This window comes from Thermotoga sp. KOL6 (assembly GCF_002866025.1).
GTDB lineage: Bacteria > Thermotogota > Thermotogae > Thermotogales > Thermotogaceae > Thermotoga.
In genome coordinates, this window is sequence record NZ_LNDE01000001.1 from 754,839 (window position 1) to 773,403 (window position 18,565).

Annotated in this window: 13 protein-coding genes; 6 read left to right on the top strand and 7 right to left on the bottom strand. The window is 41.8% G+C overall.

Annotated elements, in window-relative coordinates; translation table 11 throughout:
• Nucleotides 1-2: 2 nt before the first annotated feature.
• The 5 genes from AS005_RS03995 (at nucleotide 3) to AS005_RS04015 (ending at nucleotide 5,817) form a co-directional block, all read left to right on the top strand.
• Nucleotides 3-839 (top strand): carbohydrate ABC transporter permease, encoded by an 837-nt coding sequence (locus tag AS005_RS03995; RefSeq protein WP_101510361.1) that lies wholly within the window; start codon nucleotides 3-5, stop codon nucleotides 837-839.
• A gap of 279 nt (nucleotides 840-1,118) precedes the next feature.
• On the top strand, nucleotides 1,119-2,150 hold the full coding sequence (locus AS005_RS04000; protein WP_101510362.1) for a sugar-binding protein: 1,032 nt from the start codon (nucleotides 1,119-1,121) through the stop codon (nucleotides 2,148-2,150).
• Between the two features lie 75 nt (nucleotides 2,151-2,225).
• Nucleotides 2,226-3,167 carry an ABC transporter permease gene (locus tag AS005_RS04005; RefSeq protein WP_101510363.1) on the top strand — a complete coding sequence of 314 codons (942 nt, stop codon included), beginning with the start codon at nucleotides 2,226-2,228 and terminating at the stop codon, nucleotides 3,165-3,167.
• On the top strand, nucleotides 3,164-4,654 hold the full coding sequence (locus AS005_RS04010) for a sugar ABC transporter ATP-binding protein (protein WP_101510364.1): 1,491 nt from the start codon (nucleotides 3,164-3,166) through the stop codon (nucleotides 4,652-4,654). Before AS005_RS04005 ends, AS005_RS04010 begins: the two co-directional genes overlap by 4 nt.
• Nucleotides 4,655-4,668: 14 nt before the next feature.
• Nucleotides 4,669-5,817, top strand: a complete 1,149-nt coding sequence (locus AS005_RS04015) for an ROK family transcriptional regulator (protein ID WP_101510365.1) — start codon at nucleotides 4,669-4,671, stop codon at nucleotides 5,815-5,817.
• A 22-nt stretch (nucleotides 5,818-5,839) separates the two neighbouring features.
• Here the strand turns inward: AS005_RS04015 and AS005_RS04020 are convergent, their stop codons facing one another.
• The 7 genes from AS005_RS04020 to AS005_RS04050 form a co-directional block, all read right to left on the bottom strand.
• A complete protein-coding gene (locus tag AS005_RS04020; protein ID WP_101510366.1) occupies nucleotides 5,840-7,588 on the bottom strand; it encodes a WD40 repeat domain-containing protein in 1,749 nt (582 codons plus the stop codon).
• A 75-nt stretch (nucleotides 7,589-7,663) separates the two neighbouring features.
• On the bottom strand, nucleotides 7,664-10,195 hold the full coding sequence (gene pulA / locus AS005_RS04025; RefSeq protein WP_101510367.1) for a type I pullulanase: 2,532 nt from the start codon (nucleotides 10,193-10,195) through the stop codon (nucleotides 7,664-7,666).
• 24 nt (nucleotides 10,196-10,219) lie between these two features.
• Nucleotides 10,220-12,196, bottom strand: coding sequence for a glycogen-binding domain-containing protein (locus AS005_RS04030; RefSeq protein ID WP_101510368.1), 1,977 nt, complete (start codon nucleotides 12,194-12,196; stop codon nucleotides 10,220-10,222).
• A gap of 15 nt (nucleotides 12,197-12,211) precedes the next feature.
• Entirely contained in the window at nucleotides 12,212-13,351 is a 1,140-nt protein-coding gene (locus AS005_RS04035) for a hypothetical protein (protein ID WP_233186229.1), read from the bottom strand.
• Between the two features lie 10 nt (nucleotides 13,352-13,361).
• A complete protein-coding gene (locus AS005_RS04040) occupies nucleotides 13,362-14,024 on the bottom strand; it encodes a hypothetical protein (RefSeq protein WP_101510370.1) in 663 nt (220 codons plus the stop codon).
• Between the two features lie 4 nt (nucleotides 14,025-14,028).
• Nucleotides 14,029-15,408 carry a hypothetical protein gene (locus AS005_RS04045; protein WP_101510371.1) on the bottom strand — a complete coding sequence of 460 codons (1,380 nt, stop codon included), beginning with the start codon at nucleotides 15,406-15,408 and terminating at the stop codon, nucleotides 14,029-14,031.
• A gap of 12 nt (nucleotides 15,409-15,420) precedes the next feature.
• Nucleotides 15,421-17,073 (bottom strand): alpha-amylase family glycosyl hydrolase, encoded by a 1,653-nt coding sequence (locus tag AS005_RS04050; RefSeq protein WP_101510372.1) that lies wholly within the window; start codon nucleotides 17,071-17,073, stop codon nucleotides 15,421-15,423.
• 274 nt (nucleotides 17,074-17,347) lie between these two features.
• Here AS005_RS04050 and malE point away from each other — a divergent pair, with 274 nt between their 5' ends.
• Nucleotides 17,348-18,526: a maltose/maltodextrin ABC transporter substrate-binding protein MalE gene (malE, locus tag AS005_RS04055; protein ID WP_101510373.1), complete on the top strand. Its 1,179-nt coding sequence runs from the start codon at nucleotides 17,348-17,350 to the stop codon at nucleotides 18,524-18,526.
• The last annotated feature ends 39 nt before the right edge of the window (nucleotides 18,527-18,565 follow it).

The window sequence follows — 18,565 nt, forward strand, 5'->3', positions numbered from 1 at the left end:
GCATGAGTCTTTCAATAATGCAAAAGATTCTTCTCTACATAGCAGTTGCTCTTATCCTCGTTTGGTGCGTGTTTCCACTTTATTGGGCTTTCATCTCCTCGATCAAACCCGATCAAGATTTATTCGAGAAGAATCCTAGTTTGTTTCCAAAAAGAGTTACCTTCGAAAACTACGTAAAAGTCTTTAAAGAAAGGCCTTTTCACATAAACATAAAGAACAGTATCATAGTGGCTGGAATAACGACACTGCTGGCACTTGTTGTCGGATCTCTTGCTGGGTACGCAATTGCAAGACTGAAATTCAAAGGGAAAGTCATCGTAATGTCTTTAATCCTTGCGGTAAGCATGTTTCCACAGGTGTCCATTCTCGGATCACTCTTTCTGATACTCAGAAGCTTGAAGTTGATCAACACCTACACAGGATTGATCATTCCCTACACAGCAATGAATTTACCCTTGACAGTCTGGGTACTCCAAAGCTTCTTCAGAGAGCTTCCAAAGGAGGTTGAAGAATCCGCCTTCATCGACGGAGCATCCAAGTTGAGAACATTGTGGTCGATAGTGCTCCCTATGTCCGCTCCAGGACTCGTGGCAACAGGCCTTTTAACTTTTATTGCCGCATGGAATGAGTTTCTCTTCGCCCTCACTTTCATGCAGAAACCCAGCCTTTATACTGTTCCAGTGGCGGTTGCTCTCTTCAAAGGAGCTTCCCAGTACGAAATACCTTGGGGACAGCTCATGGCAGCCGCGGTCATTGTTACGCTCCCGCTTGTAATACTAGTTTTGGTGTTCCAGAACAGAATCATTGCAGGACTGAGTGCCGGCGCGGTGAAAGGATAAACATTCCCAGAAATTTTATAATCTTTTACTTTTACAGACAACTACGAATGATTATTCTTAATTACGATATAAATTCTCCTCTTTTCTATCAAAAATGACATTTGTAATGATAGTGCTCAAAATAGGATAATATACAATGTATTAATTCGATTCTGTTGGAAATTAACTCTACGCGATGCTGAGAAACGCTTTTATCCGTTAGCAAAACAAGAACTCCATCAACAAACAACAGAAACTGTTAATTAAATGTTACATTCCAATTTCAAGGAGGTGTTTTTCATGAAGAAAGGGTTACTTGTTCTCGGATTGATCTTGTTGATCTCGGCATTTGCTTTTTCTGAAGACATAACCATATTGCTCTCCCCCAAATCTCTCAATAACCCGTATTGGTTTGCAGTGGAAAATGGTATGAAAGATGCAGCAGAGCAACTTGGAATCAAAGCGATTTTCGATGCACCGGTTGAAGCAGATGCTGCAAAGCAAGCAGAAAAGATTTTGAGTTACATCGTAAAAGGTGTTGACGGAATAGGGATCTCACCAAACGATCCTGAAGCTATCAAAGTGGTGATTAAAAGAGCTCTGGATAAAGGGATCCCTGTTATCACCTTCGACTCCGACTCTCCTGACAGCGGAAGATACGTGTACATAGGAACCAACAACTACAATGGAGGATACGAGGCAGGAAAGCTCATGGCACAACTGATAGAAAAGTACAAACCAGAGAAAAAAACCATCAAACTCGCCATTCTCACAGGAGGACTCGCTGCTCTCAATCTGAATGAAAGAATTAAAGGTTTCAAAGACGCTTTGGAGGAATATTCTAAACAGAGCGGTCGGGAAATAGTCTATGTTGCGGATCCATTCCCGTGTAACGACGATTCAGCTAAGGCTATCCAAATCATAAGAGATGTGACCAGAAAGTACACGGATCTCGATGGTTGGTTCATGTCTGGTGGTTGGCCACTTTTTGCTCCGAAAGAAACTGTTATTTCTGCTCTTGGCGGTCCAAAGAAAATGAAAGATCTGTTGGTTGTAGGATTTGACACCCTTCTTCCTGAGCTTGAACTTGTGAAAGCAGGGGCAGTAAAAGGTCTTGTTGGTCAGAGACCTTATGACATGGGCTACCTTTCCGTTCTTGTCCTCTACAACATGGTGAAAGTAGGAGTAGAAAACACATTAAAAATGCTTCCAAAAGTCGTTAGAGAAGATGGAACGGTTGACTACATCATCGATACAGGTGTTGACGTTGTGACAGAAGAAAATGTCGATCAATTCTACGAATACGCCAAAAAGATCTACAGCAAACGCTGATGAACCAGAAGAGGGGGGATTCCCCCTCTTCTGTTTAAATCGTAAAATTCAGGATTCAAAGGAGGCTTGATTGAGTTGTGGAAGAAATTGTTTAAAGCAAAAGAAGCAGGAATATTTTTAATACTGGTAGCCATTGTGATATTTTTAGGTATAACAACAAAAGAGTTTTTAACAGTTGAAAACATATTCACTGTAATACTAAATGTATCCTTTATAGCGATTATGTCGTTTGGAATGACAATGGTGATAGTAACAGCGGGAATAGACCTGTCGGTAGGATCAATACTGGGAATATCCAGTGTTGTGATGGGTCTGTTGATGAACGAAAAGGGAATATCACCATTCTGGAGTGTGATAGTAGGTTTACTTGTAGGAGTAGGATTTGGACTCGCTAATGGAATGTTGATAACAAAAGCAAAACTCGCACCGTTCATCAGCACTTTAGGAATGCTCAGTGTAGGAAGAGGACTTGCCTACGTCTTAAGCGGGGGATGGCCGATATCACCCTTCCCGGAGAGCTTCACAGTACATGGTCAAGGAATGATAGGTCCAGTGCCAGTACCCGTAATTTACATGGCAGTGATAGGAGTGATTGCTCATATATTCCTGAAGTATACAGTAACAGGTCGAAGAATCTACGCGATAGGAGGGAATCTGGAAGCATCGAAACTAGTTGGAATAAAAACAGACAGGATACTTATCATGGTATATACAATAAACGGATTTCTAGCTGCGTTCGCTGGTTTCCTGTTAACAGCATGGTTGGGTGTTGCGCAACCGAATGCGGGTCAAGGATACGAATTGGACGTTATAGCAGCAACGGTGATAGGAGGAACAAGTTTATCCGGTGGTGAAGGAACGATATTAGGAGCTTTCCTGGGCGCCGTTATCATGGGGGTCCTCAGAAATGGAATGATACTTCTCGGAGTGTCATCATTCTGGCAGCAAGTTGTAATAGGAATAGTGATTATCATAGCAATAGCAGTGGACCAGATCAGGAGGGCGAAAGAAAGATGAAACCAATACTTGAAGTGAGAAATATACACAAAAGGTTTCCTGGTGTACACGCGCTGAAAGGAGTCAGTTTAGAATTTTACCCCGGCGAAGTACACGCGATAGTTGGAGAAAATGGTGCAGGCAAGAGCACTTTAATGAAAGTGATATCAGGGGTATATCAACCAGATGAAGGAGAGATTATCTACGAAAGGAAAAAAGTGAGATGGAATCATCCTAGCGAAGCGATAAAGGCAGGTATAGTAACGGTTTTCCAAGAACTTTCGGTTATGGACAATCTGTCTGTAGCGGAGAACATGTTCATGGGCGATGAAAGAAAAAAATTCATGTTTGTCAATTACAAAAAGATGTATGAAGAAGCGAAAAAATTTATGAAAAATGAACTCGACATAGATATAGATCCCCAGGAGAAACTCGGGAGATATTCTATAGCAATTCAGCAAATGGTAGAGATAGGAAGGGCACTGTACAAGAAAGCAAAAGTACTCATACTCGATGAACCAACATCATCACTCACACAAAAGGAAACCGAAAAACTATTCGAAGTAGTTAAAAAACTCAAAGAAAGAGGAGTGGCGGTTCTTTTCATCTCCCATCGATTGGAAGAGATCTTTGAAATATCCGACAGGGTAACTGTTCTTAGAGATGGAGAACATATAGGAACAGATAAGACAGAAAATCTTACGAAAGAAAAAATAGTAGAAATGATGGTAGGAAGAAAATTGGAGAAGTTCTACATAAAAGAACGACATGAACCCGGAGAAGTGATATTGGAAGTGAAAAACCTTTCAGGTGAAGGCTTTGAAAATGTATCCTTTAGTCTGAGAAAAGGAGAAATTCTTGGTTTTGCAGGATTGGTAGGAGCAGGAAGAACAGAACTCATGGAGACGATATTTGGATTCAGACCGAAAAAATCCGGAGAAGTGTACGTAGAGGGGCAAAAAGTGGAAATAGATCATCCATTGAAAGCTATAGAAAATGGTATAGGTTTCGTGCCAGAGGACAGAAAAAGGCTCGGACTTATACTCATAATGAGTATTATGCACAACGTATCGCTACCCAGTCTGGATAGGATAAAAAAAGGACCGTTCATATCCTTTAAAAGAGAAAAAGAACTCGCGGAATGGGCTATAGAAACCCTTGACATAAGACCTCCTTATCCAGACAGGAAAGTTCTATACCTTTCCGGCGGGAATCAACAAAAAGTGGTAGTAGCGAAATGGTTAGCTTTAAAACCTAAAATATTAATATTGGACGAACCAACAAGGGGAATAGACGTGGGAGCAAAGGCAGAAATATACAAAATTATGTCGGAGCTTGCAAAAGAAGGTGTAGGAGTTATCATGGTATCTTCAGAGCTCCCGGAGATTCTCCAAATGAGTGACAGAATAGCAGTGATGAGTTTTGGAAAGCTCGCTGGTATAATCGATGCTAAGGAAGCCACTCAGGAAAAAATTATGAAGCTTGCCGCAGGTGTAGAAGTTCAATGAAGGAGGTTGTCTAATTGAAAGATATGGAAGTCTACTCTCCAAAACAAACAAGAATTATAAACAAGTTGAGAATACTCAATATTATAAGATTCGAACCAGGTGTAACACGCAATATGATCTCGGAGAAGACGGGACTTGATCCTAGTACCGTCACAAAACTTGTAAACGAGATGAAGAAAAAGAAGATGATTTACGAAAAAGGCATTCTGCCATCAAAACTTGGAAGACATTCCAAAAGGCTTTACGTAAACAGAGATTTTTCAAAGGCAATTGTTGTTGATCTGGGAGTAACACACTCCCTCATTGGACTTTCGTTCTTCGATGGTTCGGTGGAAGTCATCGATGAGTTCGATACACCTGATACACCCGAAGAATGTTTCAGAGTATTAACAGAACGAATATCACGATTCCCAGGCGTTTTTCCCCTCATCGTCATTGGAGTTCCCGGTTCTGTCGATAAAACTCATAAAAAGCTTGCTTTTGCTCCGAATTTGAACAGATGGCGTGATGTGAATGTGGAAAAATACTTCAAGGTTTTTGAAGTGTACCTTGAAAATGACGCAAACCTCGCCGCACTCGCCGAAACGATGAGGAACAAACACTACGGTGATAGAAAAAACATTGTTTACATACTCGTGAGAGAAGGAATAGGAGGAGGGATAGTAATCGAAGGGAAGCTCTATAGAGGATCTTTCAACGCAGCAGGCGAAATAGGTCACATGAAAATGTACGACAGAGGACCATGTTTCTGTGGAAGGATAGGATGCTGGGAAGCAAATACTTCTATTTCTCACTGCGTTCATCAATACGAGAAAGAAAAATCTCTCCCTGGGAAAACGATGTATGAGAAATTCGAAACTCTTTGCAAAATTTACGATCAAGATGAAACCGCAAAGAGAATTTTAGACGAATTCACCACCATTTTGATAGATGGCATCGTAAATCTTGTGAACATATTGAGCCCAGAGATTGTAATTGTAGGAGGAGAAGGTGTTTTTCTGCCACCGAAGATTTTTGAAAAAATAGTTTCGGAGACGAGAAGACAAGTTCATCCCATGAACAAGGAAGTGATTGTGGAGAAGGGGAGCTTATCTAACAAAGAAGTTGTTTTGGTAGGAACATCCATTCTTTCTTCTATGATGATAAGTGAGAGGCTTGTTTAAAAGAAAAAGAGGGGGAACCCCCTCATTCTTTTATCCTGAAGATTCTAATCTTTCCATCACCACACGGAACAAACAATTCGCCTTCCACAATACAAAGCTGCCCAATCTTTTGATCTGACACCTTCGAAGTTACTACCGGAGTGAGATTTGGAAAGTCAAAAACATGTAGATTTCCGTTCCATGTTCCGATGAAGGCAAGATTCTCATGCACATAGATCGAAGATATCGGCTCCTTTAGAGAGACCTCTCTCATCTTAGATTTGTTTTCCAAATTCCAAAGAACGATTTTTCCATCTTCCCCTCCAGTTAGAAGAAGATCCCCAACCATCTGCAGTACGTTGACGTTTCCGTTGTGAGCCTTGAATGTTGTCAGCTTTTCACCAGTTTCGACATCGAAAACTTCTACGTAACCTATCTTACCTTTAGGATCAGAATAGGATACACCGTACGCCAGAAATCTGTCATTCACATCAATAGTTTGAACAATTTCGTGACCGGTGTCAATTCGCCATATTTCTTCAAAAGATGGATAACTAAACAACGCGACACTTCCATCGTAAAAACCAACAGCTAGTTTTCCATCGTACACGGCAACATCCATGGTACTTGTAGTCCCCACTTTCACTCTTTTGACTAGTTTCCCAGTGTTCATGTTATATACCTTTACCGCGTTACTATCCAAACAAGCGAGGATCTCTTCTTCGAGAACCATTATCTTTCTGACGGAGGAAAGAGCCTTTATCTTGCGCTTTGGAACACCTCTGTCCATATCCCACACTATTATTTCTCTGTCGTCCCCACCGCTTAATATAGTTTTTCGATCACTAGAAACAGCAATGGCGTTAACAGCAAGCTTGTGGCCAAACAGTGAGTATTGCAGTTCGAACTCTGAGTTCCAAACTTTCACCACTCCATCCATTCCATAAGTTACAATTACACCATTATCTGAAGAAACGAGAAGAGCAAAATTATTGTGAGCATTTACAGATTTCACTATTTCATTCTTCTCCACGTCCAAAATAATCGCTTTATAATCATCCGTTACAAATACGAGACGTCTCTCGTCAATGAAATCGATGTCGTTTATCGTTATAACATAATCTTTTTGAAGAATTAATTTTCCATTCTGGGGATTCCATACTTTTACAGAATTCCCACCACAAGTTGCTACAAACCGACCATCATTTGAGAACACTATCTCTTTCATCCCCTCCGGGTGAGCCCTCAATGGCACAGCAAAAGAAGCATTAGAAAGGTCTTTTATCACGGCCAGACCGTTCGCCAATCCAACCACATATTTGTTCCCAAATGTCGCTATCCGAACAACAGGTGGTCCGAAACGCTGAAGAGCAATTTCTTTTCCATCGGAAAGTGACCAGATTCTAACCGTTCCGTCGAGCGATGCGCTGAAAATTCTATCGCCAGAAATAGCAACGGACGAAACCCCCTTTTTGTGCCCTTTCAAGAATTTAATCTCGCCAGTCTCGATATTCGTCAAACCAATTGTTCCATCATCCGAAGCACTTACGACAAATTTATCTTTAAACTCCACATCGTTTACTCTGCCTCCGTGGATCTTGAAAGCCTTGAAATACGTTCCATCTTTGAAAATCACTATTTCTCCGCTTCCCGTACCAAAAATGAGATATCCATTTTCAAAACTCAATGCTGAAACATCGCTGAAACCAAGTATTTTCTCCAATTGAAACTGTTGAGGAAAAAGTACAATCGCTGCGAGAAGGATAAAAATGATACTCATCGATCTTTTCATACTTTTCTACCCCCTTAGATTCAAAGCCCCAGCAGTTGCTGGGGCTTCTTCTTCCTCCTTAAAACTCACCTTCCTTCACTCTCTGTACAGGACATACGCAGAAAGTGGCTCTAGCTTTATTGTTCCCTCTACCTCTTCTATAACATCAGTTCCCGCCCTTTGACCGTTTACGACGAGATTCCATCTTCCTTCAGGAAGCTTGTAAGTCACTTCCTTCGGATTTCCGTTGTATATAACAATTATGTCCTTCCATGAATCACCACCTGCATGATCCTTGAGCATGAACGCTACTATCCTTCTACCACCAGGGAGAAATTCAAGATGTTTCTTTATATCTTCAGCACTCTTTAACCTGAAAGCTGGATGTTCTTTTCTAAGTTTTATGAGACCTCTGTAGTAGTTGAATACGTCTATGAACTGATACTTCCTTTGGTAGTCAAACCCATTTATTGATATCGGTGCGTTGTAGGAATTATCGTTGAAATTCTTAGTTCTACAGAAGTCCTGTCCTCCGTGAAGGAAGGCCACACCCTGCGAAGTTAAAATGATAGCCCCTGATAGTTTCTGAGCGTTCTTTAACTCCTCCTCTGTCCATTTCTTTCTCTTATCTGCTTTAGCGGCGAGATAGTTTTTGTCCCAAAGTGTGTGATTGTCGTGACAAGCGACGTAGTTGATCGTTTCCTCAGGATCAGAAGCGAAACTCTTTATGAGTTTTCCATCGTAGTTTATACTTCCAACAACACCTCTCTTTATCTTCGTTTCCTTTCCGTATGCTCCCATTGCGAAACCTTTTACACTCGGGTTGAAGACGGATCCCCTGACAGCATCTCTGAACTCATCGTTGAACACTGCTATGTGTGTGCCCGCAGCGTCCGACTTACCAAATCTAATAGGAGCACCCCAACCGCCCCAAGGTTCACCATAAATTATGATGTCTGGATTGATGCTGTGTAACACTTTCTCTACTTCTAGCATAGTCTTTTTATCTATGAGCCCCATTTGATCGAAACGGAAACCGTCAACGTGATATTCTCTTACCCAATACGTAACTGTATCCACAATGAACTTTTTCATCATAGGTCTTTCGCTTGCGATAACATTACCACACCCACTTTCGTTGAGGTACGCTCCTGTTTTATCCATTCTGTAGAAGTAGTAAGGCACCGTCTGATCGAATGCTGAAAGTTCTCCTATACCAAAAGTGTGAGGAAAGACTATATCCATGATCACACCAATACCGTGTTTGTGAAGCGCCCTGATCATCTCCTTTACTTCCTTGATTCTTACGTAAGGATTCGCTGGATCTGTTGCGTATCTTCCCTCTGGGACCATGAAGAGATATGGATCGTATCCCCAATTGTAATACTCTTCGAAATTCTTGTTGGTTTCATCACCAGTGTAAAAGTCGAAGAAAGGTAATATATGAACGTGCGTCACACCGAGTTCCACAAGATGAGAAAGTCCAGTTGAAACACCACCCGGCCCTTTTGTGTTCTCCTCCGTAAGACCAAGGTAAAGGCCTCTGTGCTTCACGCCGGAATTTTCAAGTCCTGTGATGTCTGCCACGTGTATCTCGTAAATTATGGCATCCTCGTAACCATTGATATCTGGCCCTTTATCTTCTTTCCAACCTTCGGGATTCGTTTTCGAAAGATCAACAACTGCACTCTTTTTGCTGTTAGTGTAGACTGCTTTGGAATACGGATCAACTGTTGTCCTCACTTTTCCATAACTTTCAAGTTGGTACAGATAGAAAACACCATCGAGATCACCTTCTACAATTGCTTCCCACACACCGTTGCCTTTGTACTCCATATCAACCGTTTTGTAAGGTTCTTCGTCGTCGCCACCCTTGAAAAGAAGGACTTTTGCCCATTTTGCCACCGGTGACCATACTCTGAAAATCGTCTTATCAGGAGAATAGATGGCCCCAAGATCCCCATCGTAGTAATATTCATCGAGGATTTCCATCATGATAACTCTTGCAGATTTGTATCCCTCGATCGACAATTCAACGTTCTTCCTCAAGTCTTCCTCCTTCAAAGGTTCTGCCAGAACAATTCTCACGTAGTTTGTGACGTCGACATCAGTAGGATCCGCCTTTTCTACCTTAGAAATCGGTATCTCGTTTCCGTCAACCGTAACTTTGAAGAGATTCTTTTTCTTAGTATCAACCGGATTTGTGAGAAACGCCTCTATCACCTTATTTGAACGAGCTTGAGCAAAGAAAATTCTCGGTGAAGTGTCCGGTTTCGAATAGAAAATTTCTTCTACACCCTGGAGAATCCATATTTCCGCTTTGCCATTCTTGATCTCTACAAACCTATCTTTCGCAACATCTTTCGCCTGCCACTCGTTCAATCTCACGATTATCCCCACCTTTGTGAGATCTAAAGGCAGTTTTACTACAGCCACTTTACCAAAATCATCTTCACCTGTAAATTGATAAGCTTTTCCTTCCTGTGATACTGGCTCCACTGGCCATATCCAAAGATTCCATCCCTCGTATTTCCCATCGTAACGATGATAATGGACTATAATGGTCGTCTCCGAGAACACAAAGGCAGAAATTAAAAGAACCACTAATATCCAAAGTTTACTCCTCACATCAGATCACCTCACTCAACTTTATTAGAAAGTTACTTCACCATGGAAATTCAAGAATATATTCTTATAAGCATCGTAAGTGACTCCTAGCCTTGCTTTTGCTGTATCGTTTCTGAGTTCACCGAAAACAGTTATCTTGTCAGGGTCCTCTTCAAAGTTGTTGTAGTCACCGTACCTGTAAGCAACTCCAAGGGCGTACGTCTCTTTAAAAACATATGACGCACTCACGGTGTAGGTGTTGTTGTTGAAATTGTAGTTTCCGTAAAGTTCCAAGTCGAAAACGCGCATTTTCCCTTCGAGGAAACCTTTCTCAGATTCTGATGTCTTCGAATAGCAGAGATACGTCAAGTCGAAAACATCGTTTTCAGAGGTGACGTTCACAAAGAACAACGGAGTCCCTGGGAAAGTCACTCCAGCCCAAACGGTGTTTTTCGTCCCAAAAACATCGAAGGAAAAAAATCCAGAGATACTCTCCGTTTCTGCTCCAAACAAGTAATTCACACCAAAGTATGCACCAAAATTTCCTGTTGAGGCACCTACTAAAAATCTATCCTTTGTTGCATCTGTATCAAACCCTACATCTGCAAGCATCTTAACTTGGGAGAAAGACACTTCAGCTCCAAAACCTGTGCCATGGAACTGTGCGTTGAACGGAAACTCACCAAGAATGGGAGTGTTGTAATGACCTACTACTCTAAATCCTTCTGTTCCTGCATAGATCAATCCACTCTGTAAAAAAGAGCCGGTAGGTTCGAATGTGAGATATGCCTTCAGAAGATCCGTGCTCACACCGAGTGTCAGTTGGTGAGATCCAGCCAACGACTTTAGAATGGTATCTGTTGCATATTCGTATTCCAAATCAATCGTGTACTTTCCGAAAAAAGGAACGGTTCCTTCGGATTTCTCTTCGAGAGGCTTTATAACAAGTTCACCATCTTGTTCCTCAAGTTTGAACGCACCATTTTTTCCTCCAAAACCATCTGGAACATAAGAAGGAGCATAAGGATCTTCTTGCCATACTTGATTCCCAGAGATGATGAAGACGTACTTGTACTGATAAGTTCCTGGATCTAGCTTGATTTCAGCAACCCAATAATCGCCTACCCTCTCCATAGGATTGGCGTTTGTACTCCAATTGTTGAAACTACCTGCAACATACGCTTCCGAAGCGTCTGGTTTCTTCACAACAAAGACAACATATCCATCCCGAACACTCACACCCTCTTTAAAACTTTCTTCGACTTTCTCAGACGCTGTTGGTTCGCTAATTGCTGTTTCTTCCACGGGTGATTTAACCTTCAAAACGCCGTCCTCTTCATAGACTTCGAACACTCCGTTTTTTCCACCAAAACCATCGTCTACAAAGGCGAAAGCGTTCGGATCGGTTACCCATTCCTCACCGTTCACAACGAACTTATATTCGTATATACCAGGGCCAAGTTCGAGAACTCCTTCCCACCACCCATCACCTATCTGGTACATTTCTATCTCTTCGGAGTTCCAATTGTTGAAACTACCTGCAATTGTTACGTATTCCGCATCCGGATTGTAGTATCTCAAAACAACCACATTGTCTTCAACAAAGATCGTATCTTTTCTGTTCGGGTTGGGCTCGTATTTCTTTTCACCTCCTTTCTTTTCAGGACCAACGATGAACAGTTCTCCCTCTTTCTCAACAAGAGTGAATATTCCGTTGTATCCTCCAAAACCATCATCTACGTATCCTGGAGCATTCGGGTCTTCCCTCCACATGGTTCCATCTATAACGTATTTATATTGATAAGTTCCCGGTTCCAATTCCAACTCTACTCTCCAAAGTCCTGGCTCCACTTCCTCCATTGGAAGAGCCGTTGGGCTCCAGTTGTTGAAGGTTCCTGCCAGATAAACTACTTTCGCTCCTTCCCATTCGAACGTGAAGACAACTTTGCCGTTTTCAACAAAAACATCTGAAAAAGCAAATACACTCAACAACAAAGTGATCAGCACTAGAATCTTTTTCATGCTCTACGCACCTCCTTACCACCACGTTGAAAATTCGAAAGTGAATTTCTTTACGAAATTCACGTTGTTGGAGAAATCACCGTCTCCAAGAGCCAACTTGAATTCTGAATTACCCGAAGAAAGCTTGAGTTCGTAATAAGCGGTATAAGCTTCCGTGTAAAGTGTGTTCAAATACTGCCACTTCGCAAAGAAGTTCATATTTCCAAAAGATCTCGAAAGTTCTGCATAGAAAACTTCACCCAGTGAAGTGGTGGAATCGTGAGCTGGTTTTCCAAAGGAATAGGACACTTTTCCATTGAATCCTATGAAATTGAAATTCTTTCCAACCTCTAGCTTGAAATCATCCCAGTTCAGTATGTCAGCATCGATTCTCGTTCCTTGCTTCCAAACTTTGAACCACACATCTCCTTTCGAGTATTCCAAACCATACTTTGGAATTTGATCCTTCCACTTGTAATCGAACCAAAGTTTGAAGTCTCCCAAAGTGGTCCAGAGGTTGACAAGTGTATCCCCTTTTATAGAGTAGTCATTCACAAAGCTACAATAATCAAGATGAGTTTCCGATCCCACACCTGTAATTCTGATTCCGTGCTTCCAATCCGATGTGGAAACTCCGACCATGTAAAACAAATTGTTCACGTCTGCTTTTTCCAAGTAACTAGCACCTAGCTCTCCAAAGTAGCGAAGATTTGGCTCCCACGAAAAGTCAAAATAAACATCGTTCACAGTATTTCTTTTTCCCAACATGGTACTAAAGAAAAAGTTAGATATGTTGCCCCTATACTGGAGATAGAGCACATCACCTGTTGTAACAGCCCTGAAGCCGAACGCTTGCAATTCAATACCGTTTCTTCCAGAAGATATGTTGTATACCCCTAACCAATCTCCCGTCGAACCGAACACTCTGTTGTAGTAAGCACTTAAATCCATCGTATCTGTGTCGAGTTTTATGTAACCCGAATCTAATCTCAAATCCTTTGTTGTAAACTCTCCGGAAAGGTTGGAACCAGAGAGATAAAGTTCAGAATAGCTACTGCCAACCTGTGAGTCCAAGTCGTAGTTGTAACCTATCTTCAAAGAATCGGACGGCGAGAACGCGAAAGAAAGAGAGAACAAAAAGATCACTAAGCTTGTAAATGAGAGTACCTTTCTCACATTCATCACCTCACTTCACGTACGCTTTTAGAAGACTGAACCTGGGATCGAATTCTATCACGAGTGTTCCGTCTTTATCTGCAACAAACACCGCATTTTCTCCGTATCCAGCGTTGTAAGAGACTCCATCGAATTGCTCTTCATACGGAATCCAATCGGAATTCCTCGCTATTTTGTATTCGATAGTTTGACCACTTGTCACAAAGCAGCCAGTCTCGAGGACGAATTTGCCGTTTTGATAAGTCATCTCTTCAAGAGTCCAGTTGTTGAAATTCCCCGCACAGTACCAAGGACCCGTTTCTTTCTCACTGTCTCCTACACCCTTCGCAGTACCATCTTCCATCAAATCAGAAGACGCGTATATTGTTATAGTGTCTCCTATTTTTTCGCTCCAGATGGGAATCCCAGAAGATGCCTTCATTGGTTTTCCGTCCACTACCATAACAACTTGGTACCAAGCTATGTTGTTTTCAAATGTTAAGACGGAGGAAGAAAGCTCCAGGGTGTAAACTCCACCCTGAAGCTCCATTTTGTATTCGGGTTTCGGAACACCGTTAGTGAAATCTCCCACCACGTAGACGCCATCGGGGAGTTTTATGTTGAGAAGTGTCATACAACCGGAAAAGAGAAACATCACCAACAAAGCGGGTATTAATTTTTTCAAAACATTCACCCCCTCAATTCACTTGAAGAAGGTACAAATTCGTGAAGGTATCCTCATCGGTCCATTCGCTGTCACTATTGCTTAAAACTTCAACAGTCGAGTCGTAAGGCACACCGTCAACCGCTGAGGAACCATCTCCCCCTGCGACCCAAACTACAACGGCAACGCTTTGTTTTCCGCCGAGTGCTGTCCATGGAATCGCAATCTCCATCGTCTGAAGCCCATTTGTTGTATCACCAGTGTAAGCAAAGCTACCACCGATATCAGATATGGCATGATAATCCCAACCACCGCCATTCCAAACACAGAAGTTGTTCGATCCAAGTCCAGAATCCCAACCCCACCAGAAGTATATTTCGTGATCTATCGCGTATCCAGCATCGAAATTCACTTTTCTTCCCCAAGCATCCGAACTGCCCGTGTAATATCCACCTGGTCCAACATCTATTCCTATACCGTAAGCAACATCCCAGGATCCCGTATTTTGAGTATCAAACCCTATGTAAAGGTACGTGGCGTCGTATGTGAGATAGAGTCTGTAGAGATCTGCACCATTTCCTCCACCTGTATAAGTGTTAGTTGCAACAGGAGTCCCTAAATCGCTCAAATCACCGTCCACCACAATTGCTTCTTGAGAAATCTGATTCTCTGATGCTGGAGTCTCAGAGGAGGTTGGCTCGGTTTGGTTTGTTTCTTCTGAAATGTTTCCTTCACTATCACTCACAACAAAGTTTCCAACATTGGCAGGTTCTGTCATTCCACCGTCGTTCGTTGCATCGTGATCAGGCTGCGAAGGATAAAAATCTCCGACCCACTGTTTTCCTCCTCCAGTTCCGCCGCTAATTGCAAAAACTCCTTTCACTTGCGTAGCACTCTCCGTAATTGGTATTTGAACTTCAACAACAGTTGAACCTGTTCCTACCTGAACATTCACTTGATCTGTGATCTCCACAAGACTTCCATCGTTGTTCACTTCCCAGACTTTGTACTCGCTACCGTCTTGATTCGCTTCAAATATAATGTCTATGTCTCCTGTTGAAAAACTGTAATGTCTCGTAGAATTGTTCAGGCCCGTATAATTGACTTCGCTGGCACCGGTTCTACCAACGATGTCTATTAGTGCAAGAAATACATTTTGATTTCCTTCCCCTCCTAGGTAATATTCGCCTGCAACGTAAATGTTCGCCCCGTCGAACAGAAGTCCCACTTTCAAGAGCTCGTTATCAGATCCCCACTTTGAATCGTCACTCGCATCTGACACGAGCTTGTCTCCCCAATCACTCAAATCTCCGTCCACGGTGACAAGAGAGAGATTTTCGAGAACAGGTGGTTTTCTCAAACAGCCAAAGAGCACCAACGATAAGATCAAAAGCACCAGAAAAACCTTCTTCATTTTCGCACCTCCTCACTCGCTTTTGAATACGTAAAGCTTCATAGGTGGTACTTCAAAATTCTGCCCTTTGGAGTAGCTTTCCATTTTCTCCGACCATGTGAAATTTTCGAAATCCACTTCTAGAATCAAATCCATGTTCCCCTCAAAAAAGAAGGAATTGGACCAATAAGGATCGGGATTTGCAACTATCAAGAGCTTTTCAAAAGAAGTGATTCTGTAGAAAGCTATTAAATTTTTCCAATCTTTAAAAATTCGCTGTTCTCCGTTCATGAGAGCATCGTGAGTATGTCTGAAATCCAGCATGAACTTAACGAAACTCAGCAAACTCTTTGGATCCTTCTCTTGTTCTTCAACAGAAAACCCATCGAACGGATCGTCGTACACGCAACTGTCTTCACTTGCATTTCCAAAAGTCACACCCGCGTTTTGATAAACCTCTTTCGTCCAGCTTGTTTGTCCCGGCCCGTCACCCGATGCGTACCACTGCATAGGCTCTCTAACTGGCTCATCATAAACTGGTCCATGCCATTTAAAACCTCTTGTTCCAATTTCTCCACCGTAATAGATGGTTGGAGATCCTTCGAGCGTAAACAACAAAGCGTACCAAAACGCGAGACGTTTTTTAATGAACGGATAATCTTCTTCAGAAAACTTTTCATAGTATTCTTGTAAGTGCGAAAACATTCTGACCAAATCATGATTTTCCAGAAAAAGGAAGGAATTCTCTACCCAGTTATCGATAATCATTCCATCGATACCTTCAGGATGGTTTCTTATTCCAAACATGAGGGCAAAATTGAATACAGGAATTGTGAAAACAGACAAAGTGGAAGCATTCCCATCGTATACCTCTCCGACTATTATGGCATCAGGTTTCTTGGATAGAACGTAGTCTTCAAACCATTCCAGATAATTTGCCGATTCATGGATTCCATCGTCCCAAGACCATCCGAATATGTGCTTTGCTGCGTCTATTCTGAAACCATTTATTCCCTTGGAGATCCAAAAATCGGCGATTTTTTTGATTTCCTCTTTAACATCTGGATTATTATGATTCAAATCTGGCATCGATGGGCCGAACAATCCAAAATACCACACTTTTTGTCCTTTACTGTTTACTTTCCAATGCCAATGGTCCCACCCAGTTCTATCTTCCAGAGTCATTATGTAGTAATTCCAATACTTAGAAGATGTGGTGTTCTCTATCGCATCGAGGAACCAAGGGTGCTGATCCGACGTGTGATTTATAACGAGATCCATGATGACTTTTATCCCTTTTGAATGAAGGGTTTGTATCATCTCTACGAGATCTTCAAGGTTACCATAGTCGTTCTCCACTTCGTAATAGTTGACAACATCGTAACCGTGATATGAAATCGACTCGTTGAAAGGCATAAGCCAAACAGCATCTACTCCCAGCTCTTTCAAATAATCAGCCTTCTCAGTGATACCATTTATATCTCCAACACCGTCACCGTTGCTGTCAAAGAACGATCTTATGAATATTTGATACACAACAGGGTACTTGGGATACGAAACAGAACTTGTCTGAAATGATTGGTGGTCTCCTGAATCTCCTTGGAATAAGTCGTTTACTGGCCCAACACAGGAGGAGATGAAAGCCAAAATGATGAAAATCGAAACGACGTAGAGGATTTTCCGCAAGGAGGATCACTCCTCGAACGAAACATTATTACGTCAATAAATTAACACTAGACTGCTCATTTATATTAACTCACAATTTACATCATGTCAAGAGGATTAACAAACAACCAAGCAAAAAATAGAAACGATTCCTTATATAAATAAAAAAATGACAAATTCCTCGCTTCGTTGAAAAAATTGACATTCTGCGAAAGCAGTGTTAAAATTTCGGTGGAATCATAATGTGAATTTTGTGATTTTAGAACTTTTATTAACTTATAAGGAGGTGTCCAAAGTGAGGAAATTTTTGGTTTTGATGTTGGTTGTGGTTTCTGTTTTGATGTTAGCTCAAGTTAAACTCACTATTTGGTGTTCTGAGAAACAGGTCGATATTCTTCAGAAGCTCGGCGAAGAATTCAAAGCTAAATACGGAGTCCCAGTGGAAGTACAGTATGTTGACTTCGGAAGTATAAAGTCCAAGTTCTTAACAGCTGCTCCCCAAGGTCAAGGTGCAGACATCATCGTTGGAGCTCACGACTGGGTTGGAGAACTTGCTGTCAACGGTTTGATTGAACCCATTCCAAATTTCAGTGATTTGAAATATTTCTACGACACCGCTCTCAATGCTTTCACCTACAACGGTAAACTCTACGGATTACCCTATGCTATGGAAGCTGTGGCCCTCATCTATAACAAGGACTATGTTCAAGAACCTCCGAAAACCATGGAAGAACTCATAACACTAGCCAAACAAATCGATGAGGAATTCGGAGGAGAAGTTAGGGGATTCATTTACGATGTGGCAAATTTCTACTTCTCTGCACCTTTCATATTCGGTTACGGCGGATACGTTTTCAAAGCTACTGAACAAGGTCTCGACGTAACAGATATTGGACTTGCAAATGAAGGTGCTATCAAGGGTGCCAAACTCATCAAGAGAATGATAGACGAAGGAATTCTCACACCTGGCGATAACTACGGTACCATGGATTCAATGTTCAAAGAAGGGCTTGCTGCAATGATCATAAACGGTCCTTGGGCTATAAAAGATTACAAAGATAATGGTATAAACTATGGAGTCGCTCCGATACCAGAACTCGAACCAGGCGTTCCTGCCAAACCTTTTGTGGGTGTCCAAGGTTTCATGATCAACGCAAAATCACCTAACAAGTTGATAGCCATCGAATTCCTCACAAATTTCATCGCTAAGAAGGATACCATGTACAAACTCTACCTTGCGGATCCAAGACTTCCTTCTAGAAAAGACGTTCTTGAACTCGTAAAGGACAATCCAGACGTTGTGGCGTTCACACAGAGTGCCGCTATGGGAATACCGATGCCGAACGTGCCAGAGATGGGTCCCGTTTGGGCTGCTATGGGTGACGCACTCAGCATCATAATAAACGGCCAGGCTACCGTTGAGGAAGCTCTGAAAGAAGCAGTCGAAAAGATTAAGGCACAAATAGAAAAGTAATTAATGTATAATATGTACATCGTAGAGGGGGAGAATTTC

What these genes read in the sequence shown, in the direction of transcription:
- AS005_RS03995 (WP_101510361.1), top strand. Translation starts at nt 3, where the DNA reads ATGAGTCTTTCAATAATGCAAAAGATTCTTCTCTACATAGCAGTTGCT.
- AS005_RS04000 (WP_101510362.1), top strand. Translation starts at nt 1,119, where the DNA reads ATGAAGAAAGGGTTACTTGTTCTCGGATTGATCTTGTTGATCTCGGCA.
- AS005_RS04010 (WP_101510364.1), top strand. Translation starts at nt 3,164, where the DNA reads ATGAAACCAATACTTGAAGTGAGAAATATACACAAAAGGTTTCCTGGT.
- AS005_RS04020 (WP_101510366.1), bottom strand. Translation starts at nt 7,588, where the DNA reads ATGAAAAGATCGATGAGTATCATTTTTATCCTTCTCGCAGCGATTGTA.
- AS005_RS04030 (WP_101510368.1), bottom strand. Translation starts at nt 12,196, where the DNA reads ATGAAAAAGATTCTAGTGCTGATCACTTTGTTGTTGAGTGTATTTGCT.
- AS005_RS04045 (WP_101510371.1), bottom strand. Translation starts at nt 15,408, where the DNA reads ATGAAGAAGGTTTTTCTGGTGCTTTTGATCTTATCGTTGGTGCTCTTT.